The sequence below is a fragment of the Streptomyces mirabilis genome, assembly GCF_018310535.1.
In the GTDB taxonomy this organism is placed as follows: Bacteria; Actinomycetota; Actinomycetes; order Streptomycetales; family Streptomycetaceae; genus Streptomyces.
Window position 1 is genome coordinate 3,704,461 of sequence record NZ_CP074102.1, and the last position, 19,404, is coordinate 3,723,864.

A 19,404-nucleotide genomic window follows, 5' to 3' on the forward strand; every position below is an offset into this window, starting at 1 on the left:
ACCTCCCGGCGCAAGCCGGGAGACGCCCGGCCGTGCAGCGGAAGCCGGAAGGCGCACAGCCGACCGGCCGAAGCCGGGCGTCAGCGAAGCGGCGGGCGTGCCCTGACCTGGGCGCGGTCCGCCGCCGCGGCCCCTTCCTGCCACCCGGCCGCGTCGTTGACCCCGCGCAGGCGGGTGGTGACGGTGTCCGGGAACATCCGCTCCATGTGGTCGTTGACCGCCACGTCACGAGCCGCCAGCACGGGCAGCAGCTCCCCCGCCGGGGCCGCCGACGCGACCTCTCCCTCGGCCCCGTCGGCGGCGGTCGCCAGCCGGTCGCCGATCCGGTGCGCGTACGCGGCCAGGAACGACTGCCGGAAGCTCTTCGTACGCTTCCTTCCCCCGGCCCGCTGGGCCGCCTCCGCCTTCGTCATCGCGGCCGTGGCCTGCACGAGCAGCGAGGTGTAGAGGAGTTCGACGGCCTCCAGGTCGGGTTCGAAGCCGACGACGGTCGAGAATCCGAGCGACTCGTTCCACACGGCGCGACAGCGGTTCGTGTCCGCCACCGCGTCCAGCAGTACCGCCTTGGCCGTCTCGTACGGCGGCTCGACACCGATGCGGCAGGCGCCGGGCGCGTCCTTGGCGTGCGTACGGGCCGCGAGCAGCGCCTCGTCGATGCTGTGCCGGGCCATCAGCTCCTGTGCCTTGGCGCTCAGCGCCTCAGCCTCCTCCGGGAATCCGGTCGCCTCGGCCTTGGCGAGCAGCGCGCGGATACGGGTGAGCATGCGGGAGTCCTGCGGTGCGGCCGGGTGCCGTGTCGTGCCGTGCGACCCCTGCGCGTCGAGGGGCTCGAGGGTGGGGAGGCGGAGCAGCAGCCGGTACAGCTCCAGCGCGGCGGTCGCGAGCGAGAAGCGGTCGGTGCGCGGGGCGCGGGCGTCGAGCTCTTCGAGTTGCGCCGCCCAGCGCGGGCCCCGGGGCCGCCGGTCCCGGCCGGCCTCCGCGCGCACCAGCTCCGACACCAGCTGCAGGTGTACGTCGTCCAGTTCGCGCCGCACGATCCGTACGACGTCGGCGGGCTGCCAGCCGCGACGCCAGGCTGCGGCGACGAACTCCTCGCCCCGGCGGGCGAGTTCGGCGTCGGAGGCGGGGTCGGCGGCGAGCAGCGAGGCGCCCGCGTCGAGGGCCGCGTCGCTGTCGGCGTAGAGCGCGGCCTCGAAGGCGCGCTCCACGGTGCTGGGCGTACTGCTCATGCGTCGATCGTGTCACGACCGCCGAACCGGACCGTCCACACCCTGTGGACAGGGAAACGTGGACGGGAAGGCGGAGGGTGTCAACTCCGGGTTGACACCCTCCACCTGTCAACCTAAGGTTGACACATGACGACGAACCCACCTGTCAAGGCATCCGTACGTCTCGACGACCTCATCGAGGCCATCAAGAAGGCCCACACCGACGCGCTCGAACAGCTCCAGGACGCGGTGATCGCGGCGGACCACCTCGGCGACGTGGCCGACCACCTGATCGGCCACTTCGTGGACCAGGCCCGGCGTTCGGGCGCGTCCTGGACGGACATCGGCAAGAGCATGGGGGTCACCCGGCAGGCGGCGCAGAAGCGCTTCGTCCCCAAGGCCGAGTCGGACCTCGACCCCAGCCAGGGCTTCGGCCGCTACACACCCCGCGCCCGGAACGCGGTCATGGCCGCGCACAACGAGGCGAAGGCCGCGGGCAACGCGGAGGGACTCACCGAGCACCTCGTCCTCGGCCTCCTCTCCGAGCCCGAGGGGCTCGCCGCGAAGGCGATCACCGCGCAGGGCGTGACCCTGGACGCCGTCCGCGAGGCCGCGACCGCGGCGCTTCCGCCTGCGGCCGACGAGGTCCCGGAGCTCATCCCGTACGGCCCCGCCGCGAAGAAGGCCCTGGAACTCACCTTCCGCGAGGCCCTCCGCCTCGGCCACAACTACATCGGCACCGAACACATCCTCCTGGCCCTCCTGGAGTACGAGAACGGCAACGGCGTCCTCAGTGGCCTCGGCATCGACAAGACAGCGGCGGAGGACTACCTCGCGCGCGTGCTGGAGCTCATCACGGTGGCGGGACAGCAGAAGGACCAGCCGGATCAGAAGGACGAGCCGGATCAGAAGGACCAGAAGGACCAGTAGGACGCCGCGTCCGCGGCCGTTGTCAGACCCCCCTGCGAGACTCGGAACCATGAGCGACCGGTGGGCTCTCGGGCCGGCCGAGGACGGTGGTGCGGAGGTCGCCCCCCTCGGCCCCGACGGGCTGCCCGCGGGACCGGTGCACAGGGAGGCGGACCTGGTCGAGGCCGTGCGGGGGCGACCCGACGTGGTCCGGTGGGTCTGGCGGTCCACGACCGAGGTCTATCCGCGTCTGCTCGCCGCGGGGGTGCGAGTGGAGCGGTGTTACGACATCGAGGCCGCCGAGACGCTGCTGCTCGGCCACGAGGGCCGGCTCGGCGAACCCCGGTCGGCGGCCGCCGCGCTGGCAAGGCTGCGCGGCGGCCCCGTGCCGCCGGATCCCCCGCAGCGCTCCGCCGAGCCCGGCTCGCAGTCGTCCCTCTTCGAGCCGCGCCCGGTCCATGCACCGCTGGAAGACCTCCTGGCGGTGTACGCCGATCAGCGCCGCCGGCACGACACGACCGCGCACCCGGAGCGCATGCACCTGCTGACGACGGCCGAGTCCGCGGGCATGCTGGTGGCGGCCGAGATGAACCGCACCGGGCTGCCGTGGCGCGCGGACGTCCACCGCGAGGTGCTGCACGAACTGCTCGGCGAGCGGTACGTGGGCGGCGGCGAGCCCAGACGCCTCGCCGAGCTCACGGACGAGGTGTCGGCCGCCTTCGGCAGACGCGTCCGCCCCGACCTGCCCGCCGACGTCATCAAGGCCTTCGCCCAGGCCGGGATCAAGATCAAGTCCACCCGGCGGTGGGAGATCGAGACCATCGGGCATCCTGCCGTGAAGCCGCTGCTCGAGTACAAGAAGCTGTACCGGATCTGGGTGGCGCACGGCTGGTCCTGGCTCCAGGACTGGGTGCGCGACGGACGCTTCCGGCCCGAGTACCTGCCCGGCGGGACCGTCACCGGCCGCTGGGTGACCAACGGCGGAGGCGCCCTGCAGATCCCCAAGGTGATCCGGCGTGCCGTCGTCGCCGACCCGGGCTGGCGGCTCGTGGTGGCCGACGCCGACCAGATGGAGCCGCGGGTGCTGGCCGCGATCTCGCGCGACCCCGGCCTGATGGAAGTCGCGGGCCGGGAGAGCGACCTGTACCAGTCGGTGTCGGACCGGGCGTTCGCCGGCGACCGGGCACAGGCCAAACTCGCCGTGCTCGGCGCGGTGTACGGGCAGACGTCCGGCGACGGCCTGAAGAACCTGGCCGCGCTGAGAAGACGCTTCCCCCGGGCCGTCGCCTACGTGGACGACGCGGCGCAGGCCGGCGAGGAGGGCCGACTCGTACGGACGTGGCTGGGGCGGACAAGTCCCCCGGCGGCCGGCGCGTCCGACGCCGCGTCGGAGGAGGCGGGCCTCCCCCAGGACGAACCCGCCGAGGCCCTCGGAGACCAGGGCTGGGTTCCGGGCTACGCCTCCTCCAACTCCCGCGCCCGCGGCCGCTTCGCACGCAACTTCGTCGTCCAGGGCAGCGCCGCCGACTGGGCACTGCTGCTGCTCGCCGCCCTGCGGCGCACCTGCGCGGACCTCGCCGCCGAACTGGTCTTCTTCCAGCACGACGAGGTGATCGTGCACTGTCCGGCCGAGGAGGCGGACGCGGTCGTGGCCGCGATCCGGGAGGCCGCGGAGCTGGCGGGACGGCTGACGTTCGGCGAGACCCCGGTCCGCTTCCCGTTCACGACGGCGGTGGTGGAGTGCTACGCGGACGCGAAGTGACCAGGACGGTGGCCCGCTCCTCGGCCAGGCGACCCAACTCCTGCGCCAGGTGACCTCCTCGGCCAGGCGACCCAACTCCTGCGACAGGTGACCTCCTCGGCCAGGCGACCCAACTCCTGCGACAGGTGACCTCCTCGGCCGGGCGACCGGCTCCTCCGGCCGCCCTACTCCTCCTCCAGGAGTTCCTTCAGCGCTCCCACCACCGAGCTGTCCGTCCCGTCCAGCGCCGCGAGCGCCGACTTCCACAGCTCGTACGCCCCTCCGGCATCCCCCTGCGCGTGCAGCAGCAGCCCCAGCTGATGCCGGGCGAGCCCGCCGGTGTACCGGTCGGCGCGCTGGTCGGCGCGGCACAGCAGCAGATCGCACTCGCGCGCGGCCCGCTCGACATGCCCCACCCCGCGCAGCGCGCGCACCAGCCCGAGCCGCGTCTGCGACTCCCCGTGCCAGTCGCCGTGACCGCCGAGGATGCGCAGGCTCTCCTCGAAGTGCGGTACGGCGGCGGCCGGTTCGCCGAGCGTCAGGTGGGCATAGCCGATGTTGCAGTGCGCGGAGTGCCGGATGATCACGTCGTCCATCGCGTCGCCGATCGCCAGGCTGCGCTTGTGGTGCTCGATGGCGGCACGGGCGTCCGTGTGCTCGTACAGATTGCCGAGATGGCTGTAGGTGATGGCCTCGGTGTGCGGGTCGCCCAGCTCCCGGGAGAGTTCGAGGCTCTGCAGCAGCGCCTCGCTGGACTCGGCGTGGCGGCCCAGCCCCTCGAGGAGCATGCCGCGGTTGTTCAGACCGCGCCGGATCCACGACAGCACCCCGAGCCGCCGCCAGATCGCCAGCGCCTCGTCGTTCAACGTGAGCGCCTCGCCCGCGCGGCCGGTCATGAAGTGCAGCCCCGCGAGGTCGCCGAGCGCGTACGCCTGCGCGGCCTCGTCCCCGAGCCGCCGGGCCGCGCCCAGCGCGGCCCGCAGGAGCACCTCCGACTCCGGGACCCGGCCGCTGCGCTGGAGGTAGGGGTTGAGCAGCCGCACCAGCACGGGAACGTACGCGGATGTGTCCGCGTACCGCTCCACCAGCGCCACCACGTTCTCCAGTTCCAGGTCGCCCCAGGCGAAGGCGTCCCTGGCGGTGCAGAACGGCGGCGTGGCCGCGGCGTCCACCGTGTGCGCGGCCGGCTGCGCGACGGTCGGCCGGCTGCGGTCCTCGCGGTCGAGGCCCGGCTCGACGATCGCTTCGAGGGAGCGGGCGGCGACACCGGCGTACCAGCGCAACGCCCGCTCGGACACGCAGATGCCCGCGCCCCCGTCTCCGGGTTCCCCTTCCGTCGCGCCCGCGATCTCCCGGGCGAAGTCGCGGACGAGGTCGTGGGGTGCATAGCGGCCGTACGCCGTCTCCTCCAGGAGCGCGACGTCGACGAGGCGGTCGAGGGCGGCCTCGGCACGGAACTCGGCGATGCCGGAGAGCCGGGCGAGCAGGGGCGCCCCGTACACGGGGAGGTCGAGTGCGCCGATGCCGCTCAGCACGAGCGCCGCGTCCTGGTCGGCCTCCCGCTCCGAGGCACGCAGCGCGTCGAGCGCGACGGCCAGGGATCTGCGGACGCTCAGGTCGTCGTACTCCAGATGATGCAACCGTCCTTCGGTGGCGGTCAGTTGACCGGCGAGGACGTCCGGGGTGAGCGCGCGGCGCGCGGCGAGACGGGCCGCGACCACGCGCAGGGCGAGCGGGAGCCGGCCGGTGAGTTCGACGAGGGGGTGCGCGCCGTCGAGGCCGTCCACCCGTCCGGACACCGCGCGCAGCAGCGCCGCGCTGTCCTCGACCGAGAGCGGCGCGAGCGGGAAGCGCCGCACGCCGTCCAGCGCGGTGAGCGGCGAACGGCTCGTCACGATCACCGCGCACCCCGCGCCCGCGGGCAGCAGCGGACGTACCTGCGCGGCGTGCGCGGCGTCGTCGAGCACCATCAGGGTGCGCGTCGGAGCCAGCATCGAGCGGAGCAACGCGGCGGCGGCGTCCGGGTGTTCGGGGATACGGCGCGGCTCGGCACCGAGGTCGCGCAGCAGCGCGGCGAGCGCCTGGCCGGGGGTGAGGGGGGTCATTCCGGGCGTGGCCCCGTGCAGGTTGACGTACAGCTGGCCGTCGGGGAAACGTTCCCGCAGGCCGTGTGCCACATGCAGCGCCAGGGCGCTCTTACCGACTCCGGCCATCCCGCTGATGACGGCGACGGCCGGAGCGGGAGGCCTGGGATGCCGGGCCGTGTCGAGGGCCACGTTCAGTTCCCGGCGTACATCGGTGCGGCCGGTGAAGTGTCCGGGCGGGGGCGGGAGTTGGGCGGGCCGGGGCGGGGCCGGGGCGGCCCGCTCCGTACGGTCTCCGTCCTCGCCCGCGTTCCCGTTCCGGTCGCGCGCGGACTCGTCGCTCTCCCCCGCCCGCTCACGCAGGATCTCCAGATGCGCCGCGCGCACCGCGGGCCCGGGCTCGACACCGAGTTCCTCGACGAGGCGGGTCCGTAGATCGCGGTGGACGGCCAGGGCCTCGGCCTGACGTCCGGTGCGGTGCAGTACGAGCATCAGCAGCCGGTGGAAGGCCTCGCGCAGGGGGTACTCGGCGACAAGTGCGGACAACTCAGGTGCGAGGGCGGCGAGTCGGGTGGTGCCGGGGGCGCTGGAGGTGTTGGAGGTGTTGGGGGCACCGGTGGCTTCCGTTGCCTTTGCGTCGACGGAGACCCCGGCGTCCCCGATGTCCCCGAAGACCCAGCCGACCCCGGCACCCTCGGCTCGCCCGACACCACCGGTACCCTCGCCCGCACCGCCGGTACCGGCACCCCCGGTACCCGGCCCCGCAAGCCGCAGCTCGGCCTCGTACCGCCACTCCAGGACGAGCAGTCGCGCCTCCTCCAGACGCTGGACGAGCGCGTGTCCGCCGAGTTCGGGCGGGACCCCGCCGAGCGGTGTGCCGCGCCACAGCGCGAGCGCCGCCAGGGCCTCGCGCAGCGCCCGCTCCCAGTCGCGCCCGGCGTACGCGGCGCGAGCGGCCGTGACGTGGGACTCGAAGACGCGCACGTCCAACTCGCCCTCGCCGACCCGCAGCAGATATCCGGGCGGCATGGCCCGCAGCCGCTCCGGATCGTCGAGGAGCCGCCGCAGCCGGGTGACGTGGTTCTGCAACGAGGCCTGCGCCGACGCGGGCGGCGCCCCGCCCCACAGCGCGTCCTTGAGCGCGTCCACCGAGACGACCCGGCCCGGCTCCAGGAGCAGCGCGACCAGCAGGGCGCGCATCTTGCCGCCGCCGATCGAACGGACCTCGCCGTCGGCGTCGTACAACACCGGCGGCCCCAGCAGCCCGAACCGCAGCCCGTACCGCATAGCCCGCCCCACTGCCTTCCCGTGCGACCGACCCGACCGGTTCAGACCGGTACCGACCACACCCATGGCGACTTCGCGCCTTCTTGCGACGACTTCACGCCGACCGACTTCCGGTTTCCGGGTTTCCGGATGGAAACCCGTTGGCGACATGTTAGCGATCCGTTGGCGCGGGCTGATGGGATCAGTGCATCGGATCTGGCCCGACGGTGCGCGCGTACAACGCGTAACTCGGGGGAGTGTCGCCGCCGTGGCCGGATCCGGGGACAGAGAGGGCCCCGGTCGTCGGAGGTGAGCGACCGGGGCCCTCGTCCGCTTTTGCCTTCCCCGCACACGGGCGGAGGCGTGCGACCCGTACACGGGCAGAGGCGTGCGACCGGCCCGCGTTCATCAGATGACGGGCGGGCGTCCCAGCCGCGTGAGCCGCCACACCGTCCGCCACCGCATCGGCCGCCGCTCGCCTCCCGACTGCCGCAGCCCTTCCGCGAAGCCGCCGAACCAGGCCCGCAGCCCGCCGAGCGACCGCGTCCGTGCGAGCGTCAGCAGCATCCAGATTCCCAGGTGCACGGGGATGAGCGGGAGAGGCAGCCTGCGACGGGTGAGCCAGACCCGGTTGCGGGCGGTGACACGGTAGTAGATGGCGTGCCGGGCGGGCGAGGTCTTGGGGTGCTGGAGCAGCAGTTCGGGTTCGTAGAGCACGGTCCACCCGTCGTCGATGGCCCGCCAGGCCATGTCCGTCTCCTCGTGAGCGAAGAAGAACTCGGCGGGCCAGTCCCCGATCCGGGCGAGCATCGGCATGGACAGCGCGTGTCCGCCGCCGAGGAACCCGGTGACCGGACCGCCCCGCATCGGGTCCTTGGCCCCGACCCGGGGCACATGCCGGCGTTGGGTCTCCCCGTTCTCGTCGGCGATGCGGAAGCCGACGATGCCCAGGTGCGGATCGGCGGCGTACAGGTCCCGCACCTTGCGCAGCACATCCGCGTCGACCAGGAGTCCGTCGTCGTCCAGTTCGACGACGACGTCCACGTCCGCGAACTCCCTGAGCCGGGCGAGGCCCACGTTGCGCCCGCCCGGGCAGCCGAGGTTCTCGTCGACCTCGATGCCGGTCACCTCACCGGGCAGTCCCAGCCGCTCGGCGAACTCGGGCAGGGGACACCCGTTCCCCACGATCACGATCCGCGCGGGCGCGACGTCCTGCTTGGCCACCGAGGTGAGCAGCGCGTCGACCTCGTCGGGCCGGTTCCCCATGGTCACGACGGCAACGGCGATCCGAGGCCCTTCCGACACGACACCACTCCATCCCAGGCCGACAACTCTGCCCGCGATGCTAGCTGTTAACCCTGGGGCTCCCTCAGGTACGCTGCGTTTCCTCGCGCTCTCCGCATTTACTCACGTCGTACGAGGCCTTTTGCGCCGTACGAAGCTCTTTGCGCCGTACGAACTTCAGTCCCGACCAGTCCTCCCCCAGCGCGGCCACCTTCACGTCGACCACCCCGAGCGGCAGGAAGAGCTCACGCAGGGCGTTCTCGGTGATGTCGCTGCGGTGCCCGGCCGCCTTGCGGGGCCAGGCGATCCAGAGCATCGCGTGATCGGCGAGGCCGTCCACCAGCGCCGGAGCCTCGGCGACCAGTTCCCCCAACGACCGATGGAAGACGACGGCGACATCGGCACCCGCGGCTCCGTCGCCCCCATCGCCCCCATCGCCCCCGGACACGACACACCCATCCGGCAGTCCGGGGATCTCCCACCCCTCGGGCCGGTGCACCAGCCGTACCCGCTGCCCGGCCTTGACGCCGATCTTCTTGGCGAGCGGCGTACCGGAGTACCCGCCGCCGGCCGTACGGGACGTACTCACACCCGGCCCCCTTCCCACCCCTGCCTTCCGCGCGGTCAGGGGCGAACCTGCTCGGGAACCTACTCGGCGCGGGGGCCACGGCACGGGGTGCGCGCCCGGAGTCTCGTCAACTCTCACCGACTCTTACCGACTCATGTCGGCTCTTACCGGACGCACACCCGCACACCCGCGCGGCCTCAGGCGGCGTACGCGCCCCGCACCTCGAAACGCTCGGCGGACGGCGGGGCGGCCAGCCAGTCCTTCAGGCCCGCCTGGAACTCACGGAACTCCTGGATCGCGGAAAGCGGATTCTCGATCCCGTCCGCGATCTCCAGTTCCGCGAGGTAGGTGACTCCGTCGGGGAGCCGTTACGAGGCGTGGCGCACGCCCTGGGCCGCGCGGCCTCGATCGCGGTGAACATCTTCCGCAGCGCCGCTTCGAGCTCGTCGACACACTCGGGCCTCACCGTGGCACGCACCATCAGAACAGCCATGTCGTCATCTCCTTCTCGTCCCTGTCACACCTGCCACATCTGTCACACCGCTACCGGGCCACGTGGGTGGCGCCATCTCCCTGACGCGCCCGGGGGCGGAGGTGTGACGGGGACGAAGAAGGAATCCCCGACCGGTCAGGCGTTGGGGTCGAACGAGATGCCCGCCGGCATGGCCTTCGTGAGGTGGGCGGCGAAGTTGGCGTCCTTGAGGCCGAAGTTGGCGCTGCCGAAGTCGTAGGCGCTCAGCTTGTCGCGCAGACCCGCCGGATAGCCGTTCCAGCCGACCAGGGCCGGGTACTGCCAGGTGTGGTAGCCGTTCTCCGGCGGCTCGTCGCCCGAGTTCGCGAGCCGGAAGTCATGGGTGCTCAGACCGTCCTTGTGATAGACGATCTTGGGGTGGGTGCCGTCCCACAGGACCTGGTCGGCGCTGTAGACGTTGAAGTCGCCGTGCGCGGACGTGGAGACGTACTTGGCCTGGTTGTTCTGCACCCAGACCGCCACGTGCTCCCAGTCGTTGCGGTGCCCGCCGATCGTGGCCTGGTCCTTCTCGAAGTAGAGGCCGTAGAGGATCACGCACCAGCCGTTGTTGCACTTCTCGCGTGAGTAGCCGTTGGTGTTGTCGAGATCCGAGATGTCGTGGCACTCGCCGCTGGGTGAACCCGACGGCTTGAGGCCGCCGTTGATCGTCCCGTCGGGGCCGATGGCGGGCGTGGGGTAGCAGCCGTCCGTGTCGTAGTCGTACGCCGGTTGCCAGGTCTTCTCCAAGTCGTCCGCGTTGGCGGGCAGGGCCTTGGGCGGGGCGGCGAGCGCGCTGCTGGGGAAGGCGACGACCAGCGCGACGGCGCTGCCGAGGATGAGAGAGGCCCTGCGTACGCGCGAGCTCTTCTGCACTGCGTCCTCCTGAGGGACCGCGAGGGGGGTGGGGCAAGCGGTTTCATCGGCATGCCCCGATCACCCTCACGTGACTCGTTGAGCGCTCAAGCGGTGCCGGGTGTCCCGGGGGTGAAAGATCAACCAACAAAGGAGATGGGGGAGTTGACGCCGAGCGGAAGGCGGGGTCTCCTTCCGCAAGGGAACGCGAGAACCGGCGAAGCGACTGACAACGCGACTGACAACACGACTGGCAAAGCGACTGACGCGCTACCAGCAACGCGCACACCGCCTGAGTCGACGCCTCAACCGACGTCTAGGGGGAGTCGTTCGGATCGCCTCGGATCAGGCCGCGACGCATGGTGCGGCGCATGGTGCGGCGCGCGCCGCAAGGCGGAGCATTACCCGCGTACTGGCCGTACTCGGGTGATGCGACAACGCGGCGAGGTGCCCCGCCAGGCGTCGCGGACCAGGGGTGATCCCCCCGGCGGCGCCGCGGCCGTCATCGCGCTGTTCTGAACCACACCGGAGTGGGCCGGAGAACCGGCCCGCCCGACTCCCCCGCCCTCTCCTTCACCTGCTCAACCGCGCGGCCAGGGACGCCCGTCGAGACGCTCGATGTCACGGTTGAAGCGGCTGAGATAGGCGGCGAACTCGGCCACCTCCTCGGGATCCCAGTCGGTCATGATCTTCTCCAGACCGTCCAGGTTCTCGGCGCGGTGGGCGTCCAGTCGGCGTCTGCCCTCCGCGGTGATGGCGAACTTGCGGGCGATGCCCCCCTCGGGGTCGGGCATGCGCTCGACGACCCCGGCCCGCAGCATCGCGGCGGTCTGCCGGTTGAGGGTGGACGCGTCCAGGCCGAAGGCCTCTCTGAGCTCACCGATGGACATCGGGCCTTGCACCTGAATCCGGCTGAGCAGGACGTACGCGCTGCGGTCCAGCCGCTCCTCACTCACCCCGCGCCCCCGCGGGTTGATCATGTGCATGTGGCGCCCGAGCAGCATGGTCTCGAATTCCAGCAGGTCAAGTGGCTTGTCCACGCGAGGCATCCTTCGGCTCCCGGCTCGCTTCCCCTACAGGAAAGCTACCTCCCGCCAGGTATACCACTGCGATGTGCATGATGCACTAGACATGTATGATACACATCGCATGCAGCATGCAACTCGCGTGCGCCGTGCCCGCGACTCACCGTGATCCGGAGACACAGCAGGCCTGGAGACGCAGCAGGCCCGGCGATGCAGCAGGCCCGAATGCGCAGCACAGCAACAAGCCCGGAAGAGCAACAGGGAGTACCCGTGGACAGTTCCCAGCCCGCAGCCCGCTCCGGCGGTGTTGTCGGCATCCTCGCCTTCGGCGGCATCGTGGCCGCGATCACCCAGACACTGGTGGTGCCACTGATCGGGGAACTCCCGACCCTCTTCGACACCACCGCCTCGAACGCCTCCTGGGTCGTCACCGCCACGCTGCTCGCGGCGGCCGTGATCACCCCCGTCGCCGGCCGCCTCGGTGACATGTACGGCAAGAAGCGCATGCTTCTGGCCTCCCTGGTCCCGCTCATCCTGGGCTCCGTGGTCTGCGCCCTGTCCTCCTCGGTCGTCCCGATGATCGCCGGACGCGGTCTGCAGGGCCTCGGCATGGGCGTGGTGCCCCTCGGCATCAGCCTGCTGCGTGACGTCGTACCGGCGGAGAAGCTCGGCTCGTCCATCGCGATGATGAGCGCGTCCATGGGTGTGGGCGGGGCGCTCGGCCTGCCGTTCTCCGCGGCGATCGCCGAGAACGCCAGCTGGCGCGTGCTGTTCTGGGTCGTCGCCGCGCTGACCCTCGCGGTCGCCACGCTGATCTGGTTCTTCGTGCCCGCGGGCCGCGAGAGCACCGCCTCGGGCAGCTTCGACCTGCTCGGCGCGATCGGCCTGGGCATCGCGCTGGTCTGCCTGCTTCTCGGCGTCTCCAAGGGTGCGGACTGGGGTTGGGGCAGCGGCACCACGCTCGGCCTGCTCGCCGCCGCGATCGTCCTGCTGCTGGCCTGGGGCTGGTGGGAGCTGCGCAGCGCCGAGCCGCTGGTCGACCTGCGGGTGACCGCCCGTCCGCAGGTGCTGATGACGAACGCCGCCTCGATCCTGGTCGGCTTCGCGATGTACTCCCAGTCCCTCGTGATCCCCCAGCTGTTGCAGCTGCCCGAGGAGACCGGCTACGGCCTCGGCGAGTCGATGCTGGCCATGGGTCTGTGGATGGCCCCGGCCGGCCTCATGATGATGATCATGTCCCCGATCGGTGCCAAGCTCTCCGCCGCGAAGGGCCCACGCATCACCCTGTCCGTCGGCGCCCTGATCATCGCCCTCGGCTACGGCCTGTCGCTGCCGCTCATCGGCAACGGCTCCCCCTGGGGCCTGCTCGCGGTGACCATCGTCTGCAACACGGGCGTCGGTTTCGCCTACGGTGCGATGCCCGCGCTCATCATGGGCGCGGTGCCCCAGTCGGAGACCGCCTCGGCCAACAGCTTCAACACGCTGATGCGTTCGATCGGCAGCTCCGTCTCGGCCGCCGTGATGGCCGTGGTCCTGGCCCAGATGACCACGAAGTTCGGCCCGGTCTCCCTGCCGTCCGAGAGCGGCTTCCGTGTCGCCATGCTGATCGGCTCCTGCGTCGGCATCGCCGCCGCGATCGTCGCCTTCCTCATCCCGGTCCGCCCCGCGGCCGCCCGCCCGCAGGCCGAACCCACCCAGGACACGGCCCCCGAGACGGTCGAGGCAAAGGCCTGACCCGACCGGACCCCACGCACCGCGCCCACGCACCCACGTACCTGGGCACCCGCACACCCGCGCCCCCGGGCGGCAGTCACCCTCACGGAACCAGAGAAACCGCAGGTCAGCGATCCAGCGCACCTTCGGTGCGCGCCGGGGGCGTGGTAAATGCCGTGGCGCGCGCTGGAGGTGCTTCTGTCTGCCCTGACGTGGGCTGATGCCGGTCCGAGACGCTGGAGGGGTTCGTTCCGGCCGAAACCGATACTTCTGTGATGCCGGTGAGCTCGCAGGTCAGCGTGGTGCTGGGGGCCGTCCACGGGAACCGTGGAGTGTTGCTGCAAAGCACGTGCGTCAGAATTCCTGATTCACCCTGGCCCTCCCGGAACGGCATACGACAGGTCCGTCCGCCAGGGAGGGAGCAAGGCCATGGACGTGCTGCACGAACGCTGCGTGGGCCTCGACATCAGCAAGAAAGACGTCAAGGCGTGCGTCCGCACCCCGAGTACGAAGCGGCGGGGGTCCTTCACGACCGAGACCACGACGTGGGGATCGACGACGAACGCGGTCCTCGCCCTGCGGGATCATCTGCTCGCCGCACGGGTGACGCTGGTGGTGATCGAGGCGACCTCGGACTACTGGAAGCCGTTCTACTACGTGCTGGCCTGCGAGTTGAACGTGATCCTCGTCAACGCGCGGCAGGTCAAGAACCTGCCCGGCCGCAAGACGGACGTCTCGGACGCGGCGTGGCTCGCCCAGCTCGGCGCCCACGGCCTGGTGAGGCCCTCCTTCGTGCCGCCCGAGCCGGTCCGCGAACTACGGGACCTCACCCGCGCCCGGACCACCGCCACCCGTGAACGCAGCCGCGTGGTCCAGCGGCTGGAAAAGCTGCTGGAGGACACCGGCATCAAACTCTCCGCGGTCGCCTCCGACATCATGGGCGTCTCCGGCCGGGCCATGCTCGAAGCCCTCATCCGCGGCGAAGGCGACCCGCAGGTCCTCGCGGACCTGGCAAAACGCAAGCTCCGCAACAAAATCCCCGAACTCACCGAGGCCCTGACCGGACGCTTCCGCGAACACCACGCGTTCCTGGCCCGCCTGCATCTGGACCACTACGACCAGCTCACCACGATGATCGACCAGCTCACCGGACGCATCGAGGAGGCGATGGCACCCTTTCGTGGCGCCCTCGACCTGCTCGACACCATCCCCGGGATCAACCGGGCCGTCGCCGAAGTGATCATCGCGGAGACCGGCGGCGACATGAACCGCTTCGCCACCGCCAAACACCTCGCGTCCTGGGCCGGGGTCTGCCCCGGCCACCACGAGTCCGCCGGCCGCACCAAAAGCACCAAAGTCCGGCCCGGCAACCCCTACCTGAAGGGCGCCCTCGGCCTCGCCGCGTTCGGCGCGGTCAGAACCAAAGACACCTATCTGCAGGCCCGTTACAAGCGCCTGACCGCCCGGCGCGGCCCCCTCAGGGCGCTGGTCGCCGTCGAGCACTCGATCATCACCGCGCTCTGGCACATGCTCACCGACAACGTGCCCTACCAGGAACTCGGCGGCACCTACTTCACCCAACGCGACCCCGAACGCGCCACCCGCCGCGCGGTCAACCAGCTCAACCAGCTCGGCTACACCGTCACCCTCAACCCGAGGGAGAACCCCGCCTGACCGGCAGCCCCAGACACCCGGCGGCCCACCGCGACCACCGGGCACTCAGCCCTGCCCACACCCATCGTGACCAGGATCTATTTACGCGTCAGATTCCTGACCTGCGGTTTTTCGTTTCCCCAGGTCAGGGCCTTGGGACGTCCCCACGCGTTCCGCGCGGCCGACCATTTCCCCCATGGCGCGAGCATCGATGAACAGCACTTCTCCACGACGGTCGGCCGGACCTCGTACGCCCTGTGACGACGTGTCCGTCGCCAGGAACCAGACACATGTGGGAATCGAAGTACTCCGAAAGAGGCGGTCGGGCAGCGCGATCATGCAGACGACCAGATCGTCCTCCACCATGGAGGCACGAATCCGGTCCTCCCCCAACTGCCTTGACGACAGGGAGCTGTTCGCCAGTACCACACTGGCACTGCCATGGTCGTTCAGCTTGGAAGCGGCGTGCTGCAGCCAGGCGAAGTTGGCGTTCTTCGCCGGTGGGACCCCGTACCGCCCACACGGATCGAACTTGTCGCGCGCCCAATCGCCGATGTTGAAGGGCGGGACCGCCACCACGAAGTCCGCCTTGAGCCCGGGCAATCGGTCCTCGGCGAAAGTGTCGGCCCACCGACGGCCGATACCGATCGAGGCCGTCCCGTGGAGATCCAGATTCATCTTCGCCAGCTGCCAGGTGCGCTGATTGACCTCCTGTCCGTATACCTGGGGCCCTTGGGCGTGTTCCCGCCCCCCGTGTGCCTCTACGAACCAACGGGCCTGGACCAGCAGTCCACCCGCACCACAGCGCGGGTCGTACACCCGTCCTTCGCGCGGCTCCAGGATCTCGACCAGGTTCCTTGCCACGCTCCTCGGCGTGCGGAACTCCCCGCCCCGTTTCCCTTCGATCCGCCGCAGCTCACGTTGCCACTCCATGAACCGATGCCGTAGCTCCACGACCTCGGACAAACCGAGTCCATGGACAGCAAACTGCTTGCCGCTGCACTCCGGTCATGCCCGCGGGCACCATCCTGAATGAGCCGGGCGTGGACATGCCGACGATCATGGAGATCCTTCGGCACACCCAGATCAGTCGGACCCGCCGGTACGTGAAGGGAAGATCTCGCCTATCGAAGGACGCGGTGCGCCGGCCGCGTGGGAAACGTCTTCGTGCCGCAGCGTGAACCCGCGATGGAGACCACAATCGAGACCACGGGCGGCAAGGCGGCACGTGCACGGCGCCGTCATCGCGTCCGAAAAAGCAAAAGCCCCAGGTCACGGCGAGTGAGAATCCTGGGGCTTCCACAGAGCCGCCTTCGGGATTCGAACCCGAGACCTACGCATTACGAGTGCGTTGCTCTGGCCATCTGAGCTAAGGCGGCGCGCTGTCCGCACTATGGTGCGATCAGCAACGTCGGTAAGTCTACACAGTTTCCGGGGGTGCTCCGTACACGCCCCGGGAGGGCCGGCTCCGGGGCGTGTGGGAGGGCTATGAGCAGCGCTTTCCCTTCGCGGGAGGGGTGCCCTGGAGGAGGTAGCGGTCGATCGTGGAGTCGATGCAGACGCTGCCGCGGCCGTACGCGGTGTGGCCGTCGCCGACGTAGGTGAGGAGGACTCCGGAGGAGAGCTGGGAGGCGAGGGACTTGGCCCAGGCGTAGGGGGTGGCCGGGTCCCGGGTGGTGCCGACCACGAGGATCGGGCCCGCGCCCTTCGCCTCGATGCGGTGCGGCTCGCCGGTGGGCTTCACGGGCCAGTACGCGCAGTTGAGGGAGGCCCAGGCCAGGCCGTCACCGAAGACGGGGGACGCCTTCTCGAAGACGGGAAGACCCTTCTCCACCTGGTCGGGTGTGGAGAAGGCGGCCGGGAGGTCGAGGCAGTTCACGGCCGCGTTGGCGAACATCAGGTTCGCGTACTTGCCGTCGGCGTCGCGCTCGTAATAGCTGTCGGAGAGGGCGAGCAGGCCCGCGCCGTCCTTGTCCTTCATCGCCGCGGTGAGCGCCTCGCGCAGCTGCGGCCACGCCGCCTGGTCGTACATCGCCGCGATCACGCCCGTCGTCGCGAGCGCCTCGCCGAGCTTTCGGCCGCCCGCGTCGCCGGTCGGGATCGGCTTCGCGTCGAGCTTCTTGAAGAAGGCGCTGAGGTTCTTGCCGACCTGGTCCGGGCTCGTGCCCGGACCACCCAGCGGGCAGTCGCTGTGGCGCACGCAGTCCTTCGCGAAGGACTGGAACGCCGTCTCGAAGCCCGCCGTCTGGTCCTGGTTGAGTTTGCGTGCGGACAGGGACGGGTCCATCGCGCCGTCCAGGACCATGCGGCCCACCCGGTCCGGGAACAGGCCCGCGTACGTCGCCCCGAGGAACGTCCCGTACGACGCCCCCACGTAGTTCAGCTTCTGGTCGCCCAGGACCGCGCGCAGGATGTCCATGTCCCGGGCCGCTTCGACCGTGGACACGTGCCGCAGCAGGTTCGGCGAGCGCCGGCCGCAGCCCTCGGCGAACTTCTTGTACGCGTCGACCAGTTCACCCGTCTCCTTCTTGTCGTCGGGGGTGACGTCCGTCTCCGTGTACGTGTCCATCTGATGGCCGGTGAGGCACTCGACGGGCTCGCTGCGAGCCACCCCGCGCGGGTCGACCGCGACCATGTCGTAGCGGGCACGGACCTCAGCCGGGTAGCCGATCCCCGCGTACGACTGGAGGTAGCCCACCGCCGAGCCGCCCGGGCCGCCCGGGTTGACCAGCAGCGAGCCGATGCGCTTGCCGGGACCTGTCGCCTTCTTGCGGGCCACGGCCAGCTTGACGTCGCCCGAGGCCGGTTTCGCGTAGTCGAGAGGCGCCTTCATCGTGGCGCACTCGAAGCCGGAGGCGCCGCAGCTGCGCCAGGCCAGCTTCTGGTTGTAGTACGACGACAGCGTGGAGGGTGTGGCGCGGGGCAGTGCGGCCAGCACCGCGTCCGCCGACGTCGTGGCCGTCCTGGTCGAACTCCCCGTGGAGCAGGCAGAGACGAGCAGCGCGGTGGCGGCGAGCAGCACGCCGCCCGCACGGACGGTACGCATCGCGCGGATCGCACCGCGGGGTCGGTTCGGCCGACGGGACCGGGGCGGCCGGGGGGTGCGCCTGAAGTACCTGGAGTACATCTCGCGAGCGTAACCCTGAGCGATGCAATGATCACCAACAGTCGCGGATGTGCCTCGTACGAGTGATTCCGTCAACACGGCGACTCAACTCCTGGTCCCCACACCTCGCCTCAGCTCCTCACTCCGGCCCCTCGCCACGGCCCGGCCCGGCTGTCGGCTGTTAGCTCTCGGCTGGTCGCTGTCGGCTCCAGTTCCTCGGCTCGAGCGTGCCGCCGAGACTCTCGGCTCAGCCCGCCCGCAGCGCCATCGTCATCGCCTCCACCGCCAGCAGCGGGGCCACATTGCGGTCCAGTGCCTCGCGGCACGCGGCGATCGCGTCGATCCGGCGAAGGGTCGCCTCCGGCGAGCTGCCACGGGCGAGGCGCTCGAGTACATCCTCGGCCTCCGTGTTGGCGAGGGCCACCCGGGAGCCGAGCTGGAGGGCGAGGACGTCGCGGTAGAAGCCGGTGAGGTCGATGAGGGCCAGGTCCAGGCTGTCGCGCTGCGTACGCGTTCTCCGGCGCTTCTGCCGGTCCTCCAGCTCCTTCATGACGCCCGCGGTGCCACGCGGCATACGGCCGCCCTGCGACGCGCCGAGGGCCGTCTTCAGGTCTTCGGTCTCCTTGACGTCAACTTCCTCGGCGAGCTGCTTGGCGTCCTCCGAGGCCGTGTCGATCAGCTCCTGGGCCGCCTTGAGACAGCCGCCGATGTCGTCGACCCGAAGCGGGAGCTTGAGGACGGCGGCCCGGCGCTCACGGGCACGCTGGTCCGTGGCGAGACGGCGGGCGCGCCCGATGTGCCCCTGTGTCGCGCGGGCGGCGGCCGCCGCGACAGCGAGCTCGATGCCATCACGGCGGACGAGGATGTCGGCTACCGCGTCCACCGGCGGGGTGCGCAGGGTGAGCAGGCGGCAGCGGGAGCGGATGGTGGGCAGGACGTCCTCGATGGAGGGCGCGCAGAGCAGCCAGACCGTACGGGGGGCCGGTTCCTCGACGGCCTTCAGAAGGACGTTGCCCGCGCCCTCCGTGAGGCGGTCCGCGTCCTCCAGGACGATGACCTGCCAGCGGCCGGTCGCCGGGGACATCTGGGCGCGGCGGACCAGGTCGCGGGTCTCCTTCACACCGATGGAGAGGAGGTCGGTGCGGACGATCTGCACATCGGCGTGCGTCCCGATCAGGCTGGTGTGGCAGCCGTCGCAGAAGCCGCAGCCGGGGACTCCGCCCAGCGCGCGGTCGGGGCTCACGCACTGGAGCGCCGCCGCGAAGGCCCGCGCCGCGGTGGAACGCCCGGAGCCGGGCGGGCCGGTGAACAGCCAGGCGTGCGTCATCTTGGACGCCTCGGGGAGCGGGGTGTCCGCGGCGACCGCCGAAACGAGGGCGTCGGCGTCACGAGCGGCGGCGGCGAGCTGCTCGCTCACCTTGTCCTGGCCCACCAGGTCGTCCCATACAGGCACGGGGCACCGCCCTTTCGTCGCACTTTGCCTT

Annotated in this window: 13 protein-coding genes, 1 tRNA gene and 1 pseudogene; 5 read left to right on the plus strand and 10 right to left on the minus strand. The window is 70.9% G+C overall.

The window, feature by feature from the left end:
* Window positions 1-80: 80 nt before the first annotated feature.
* Window positions 81-1,229: a DUF2786 domain-containing protein gene (locus SMIR_RS16310; protein ID WP_212727155.1), complete on the minus strand. Its 1,149-nt coding sequence runs from the start codon at window positions 1,227-1,229 to the stop codon at window positions 81-83.
* A gap of 126 nt (window positions 1,230-1,355) precedes the next feature.
* On the opposite strand from SMIR_RS16310, the gene SMIR_RS16315 reads away from it, so the two are divergent.
* Both SMIR_RS16315 and SMIR_RS16320 read left to right on the plus strand, forming a co-directional pair.
* Window positions 1,356-2,138 carry a Clp protease N-terminal domain-containing protein gene (locus SMIR_RS16315; RefSeq protein ID WP_212727156.1) on the plus strand — a complete coding sequence of 261 codons (783 nt, stop codon included), beginning with the start codon at window positions 1,356-1,358 and terminating at the stop codon, window positions 2,136-2,138.
* A gap of 49 nt (window positions 2,139-2,187) precedes the next feature.
* Window positions 2,188-3,879 (plus strand): bifunctional 3'-5' exonuclease/DNA polymerase, encoded by a 1,692-nt coding sequence (locus SMIR_RS16320; protein ID WP_168494183.1) that lies wholly within the window; start codon window positions 2,188-2,190, stop codon window positions 3,877-3,879.
* A gap of 164 nt (window positions 3,880-4,043) precedes the next feature.
* On the opposite strand, the gene SMIR_RS16325 is transcribed toward SMIR_RS16320, so the two are convergent.
* The 5 genes from SMIR_RS16325 to SMIR_RS16345 all read right to left on the minus strand — a co-directional run bounded on the left by SMIR_RS16325 (window position 4,044) and on the right by SMIR_RS16345 (window position 11,463).
* Window positions 4,044-7,229, minus strand: coding sequence for an AfsR/SARP family transcriptional regulator (locus tag SMIR_RS16325; RefSeq protein ID WP_249938432.1), 3,186 nt, complete (start codon window positions 7,227-7,229; stop codon window positions 4,044-4,046).
* A gap of 387 nt (window positions 7,230-7,616) precedes the next feature.
* Window positions 7,617-8,474 carry a glycosyltransferase gene (locus SMIR_RS16330; RefSeq protein WP_248003686.1) on the minus strand — a complete coding sequence of 286 codons (858 nt, stop codon included), beginning with the start codon at window positions 8,472-8,474 and terminating at the stop codon, window positions 7,617-7,619.
* A 103-nt stretch (window positions 8,475-8,577) separates the two neighbouring features.
* Window positions 8,578-9,081, minus strand: a complete 504-nt coding sequence (locus SMIR_RS16335) for a DUF3052 domain-containing protein (protein ID WP_249938433.1) — start codon at window positions 9,079-9,081, stop codon at window positions 8,578-8,580.
* Window positions 9,082-9,688: 607 nt separating this feature from the next.
* Window positions 9,689-10,444, minus strand: a complete 756-nt coding sequence (locus SMIR_RS16340) for an NPP1 family protein (protein ID WP_168494181.1) — start codon at window positions 10,442-10,444, stop codon at window positions 9,689-9,691.
* A gap of 560 nt (window positions 10,445-11,004) precedes the next feature.
* Window positions 11,005-11,463: a MarR family winged helix-turn-helix transcriptional regulator gene (locus SMIR_RS16345; protein ID WP_211118773.1), complete on the minus strand. Its 459-nt coding sequence runs from the start codon at window positions 11,461-11,463 to the stop codon at window positions 11,005-11,007.
* A gap of 255 nt (window positions 11,464-11,718) precedes the next feature.
* Between SMIR_RS16345 and SMIR_RS16350 the strand changes: the two genes are divergently transcribed.
* Window positions 11,719-13,182, plus strand: coding sequence for an MFS transporter (locus SMIR_RS16350; protein ID WP_168494177.1), 1,464 nt, complete (start codon window positions 11,719-11,721; stop codon window positions 13,180-13,182).
* Window positions 13,183-13,590: 408 nt separating this feature from the next.
* Window positions 13,591-14,835 carry an IS110 family RNA-guided transposase gene (locus SMIR_RS16355; RefSeq protein WP_168489727.1) on the plus strand — a complete coding sequence of 415 codons (1,245 nt, stop codon included), beginning with the start codon at window positions 13,591-13,593 and terminating at the stop codon, window positions 14,833-14,835.
* 81 nt (window positions 14,836-14,916) lie between these two features.
* Here the strand turns inward: SMIR_RS16355 and SMIR_RS16360 are convergent, their stop codons facing one another.
* The gene (locus SMIR_RS16360; protein WP_249938434.1) at window positions 14,917-15,780 is read right to left on the minus strand and encodes an HsdM family class I SAM-dependent methyltransferase; all 864 of its coding nucleotides are present in this window, start codon (window positions 15,778-15,780) and stop codon (window positions 14,917-14,919) included.
* 50 nt (window positions 15,781-15,830) lie between these two features.
* On the opposite strand from SMIR_RS16360, the pseudogene SMIR_RS43495 reads away from it, so the two are divergent.
* Window positions 15,831-16,068, plus strand: a pseudogene (locus SMIR_RS43495) (tyrosine-type recombinase/integrase); the annotation flags it as partial.
* A 51-nt stretch (window positions 16,069-16,119) separates the two neighbouring features.
* Here SMIR_RS43495 and SMIR_RS16365 read toward each other — a convergent pair.
* The 3 genes from SMIR_RS16365 to SMIR_RS16375 all read right to left on the minus strand — a co-directional run bounded on the left by SMIR_RS16365 (window position 16,120) and on the right by SMIR_RS16375 (window position 19,373).
* A tRNA-Thr gene (locus tag SMIR_RS16365) sits at window positions 16,120-16,193 on the minus strand.
* A gap of 107 nt (window positions 16,194-16,300) precedes the next feature.
* Window positions 16,301-17,860: an alpha/beta hydrolase gene (locus SMIR_RS16370; protein WP_212727157.1), complete on the minus strand. Its 1,560-nt coding sequence runs from the start codon at window positions 17,858-17,860 to the stop codon at window positions 16,301-16,303.
* 307 nt (window positions 17,861-18,167) lie between these two features.
* The gene (locus tag SMIR_RS16375; protein ID WP_168494173.1) at window positions 18,168-19,373 is read right to left on the minus strand and encodes a DNA polymerase III subunit delta'; all 1,206 of its coding nucleotides are present in this window, start codon (window positions 19,371-19,373) and stop codon (window positions 18,168-18,170) included.
* Window positions 19,374-19,404 lie beyond the last annotated feature (31 nt).

Excerpts from the sequence above, each read along its gene's own strand:
- SMIR_RS16310 (WP_212727155.1), bottom strand. The coding sequence starts at position 1,229 with ATGAGCAGTACGCCCAGCACCGTGGAGCGCGCCTTCGAGGCCGCGCTC.
- SMIR_RS16315 (WP_212727156.1), top strand. The coding sequence starts at position 1,356 with ATGACGACGAACCCACCTGTCAAGGCATCCGTACGTCTCGACGACCTC.
- SMIR_RS16320 (WP_168494183.1), top strand. The coding sequence starts at position 2,188 with ATGAGCGACCGGTGGGCTCTCGGGCCGGCCGAGGACGGTGGTGCGGAG.
- SMIR_RS16325 (WP_249938432.1), bottom strand. The coding sequence starts at position 7,229 with ATGCGGTACGGGCTGCGGTTCGGGCTGCTGGGGCCGCCGGTGTTGTAC.
- SMIR_RS16330 (WP_248003686.1), bottom strand. The coding sequence starts at position 8,474 with ATGGGGAACCGGCCCGACGAGGTCGACGCGCTGCTCACCTCGGTGGCC.
- SMIR_RS16355 (WP_168489727.1), top strand. The coding sequence starts at position 13,591 with ATGGACGTGCTGCACGAACGCTGCGTGGGCCTCGACATCAGCAAGAAA.
- SMIR_RS16370 (WP_212727157.1), bottom strand. The coding sequence starts at position 17,860 with ATGCGTACCGTCCGTGCGGGCGGCGTGCTGCTCGCCGCCACCGCGCTG.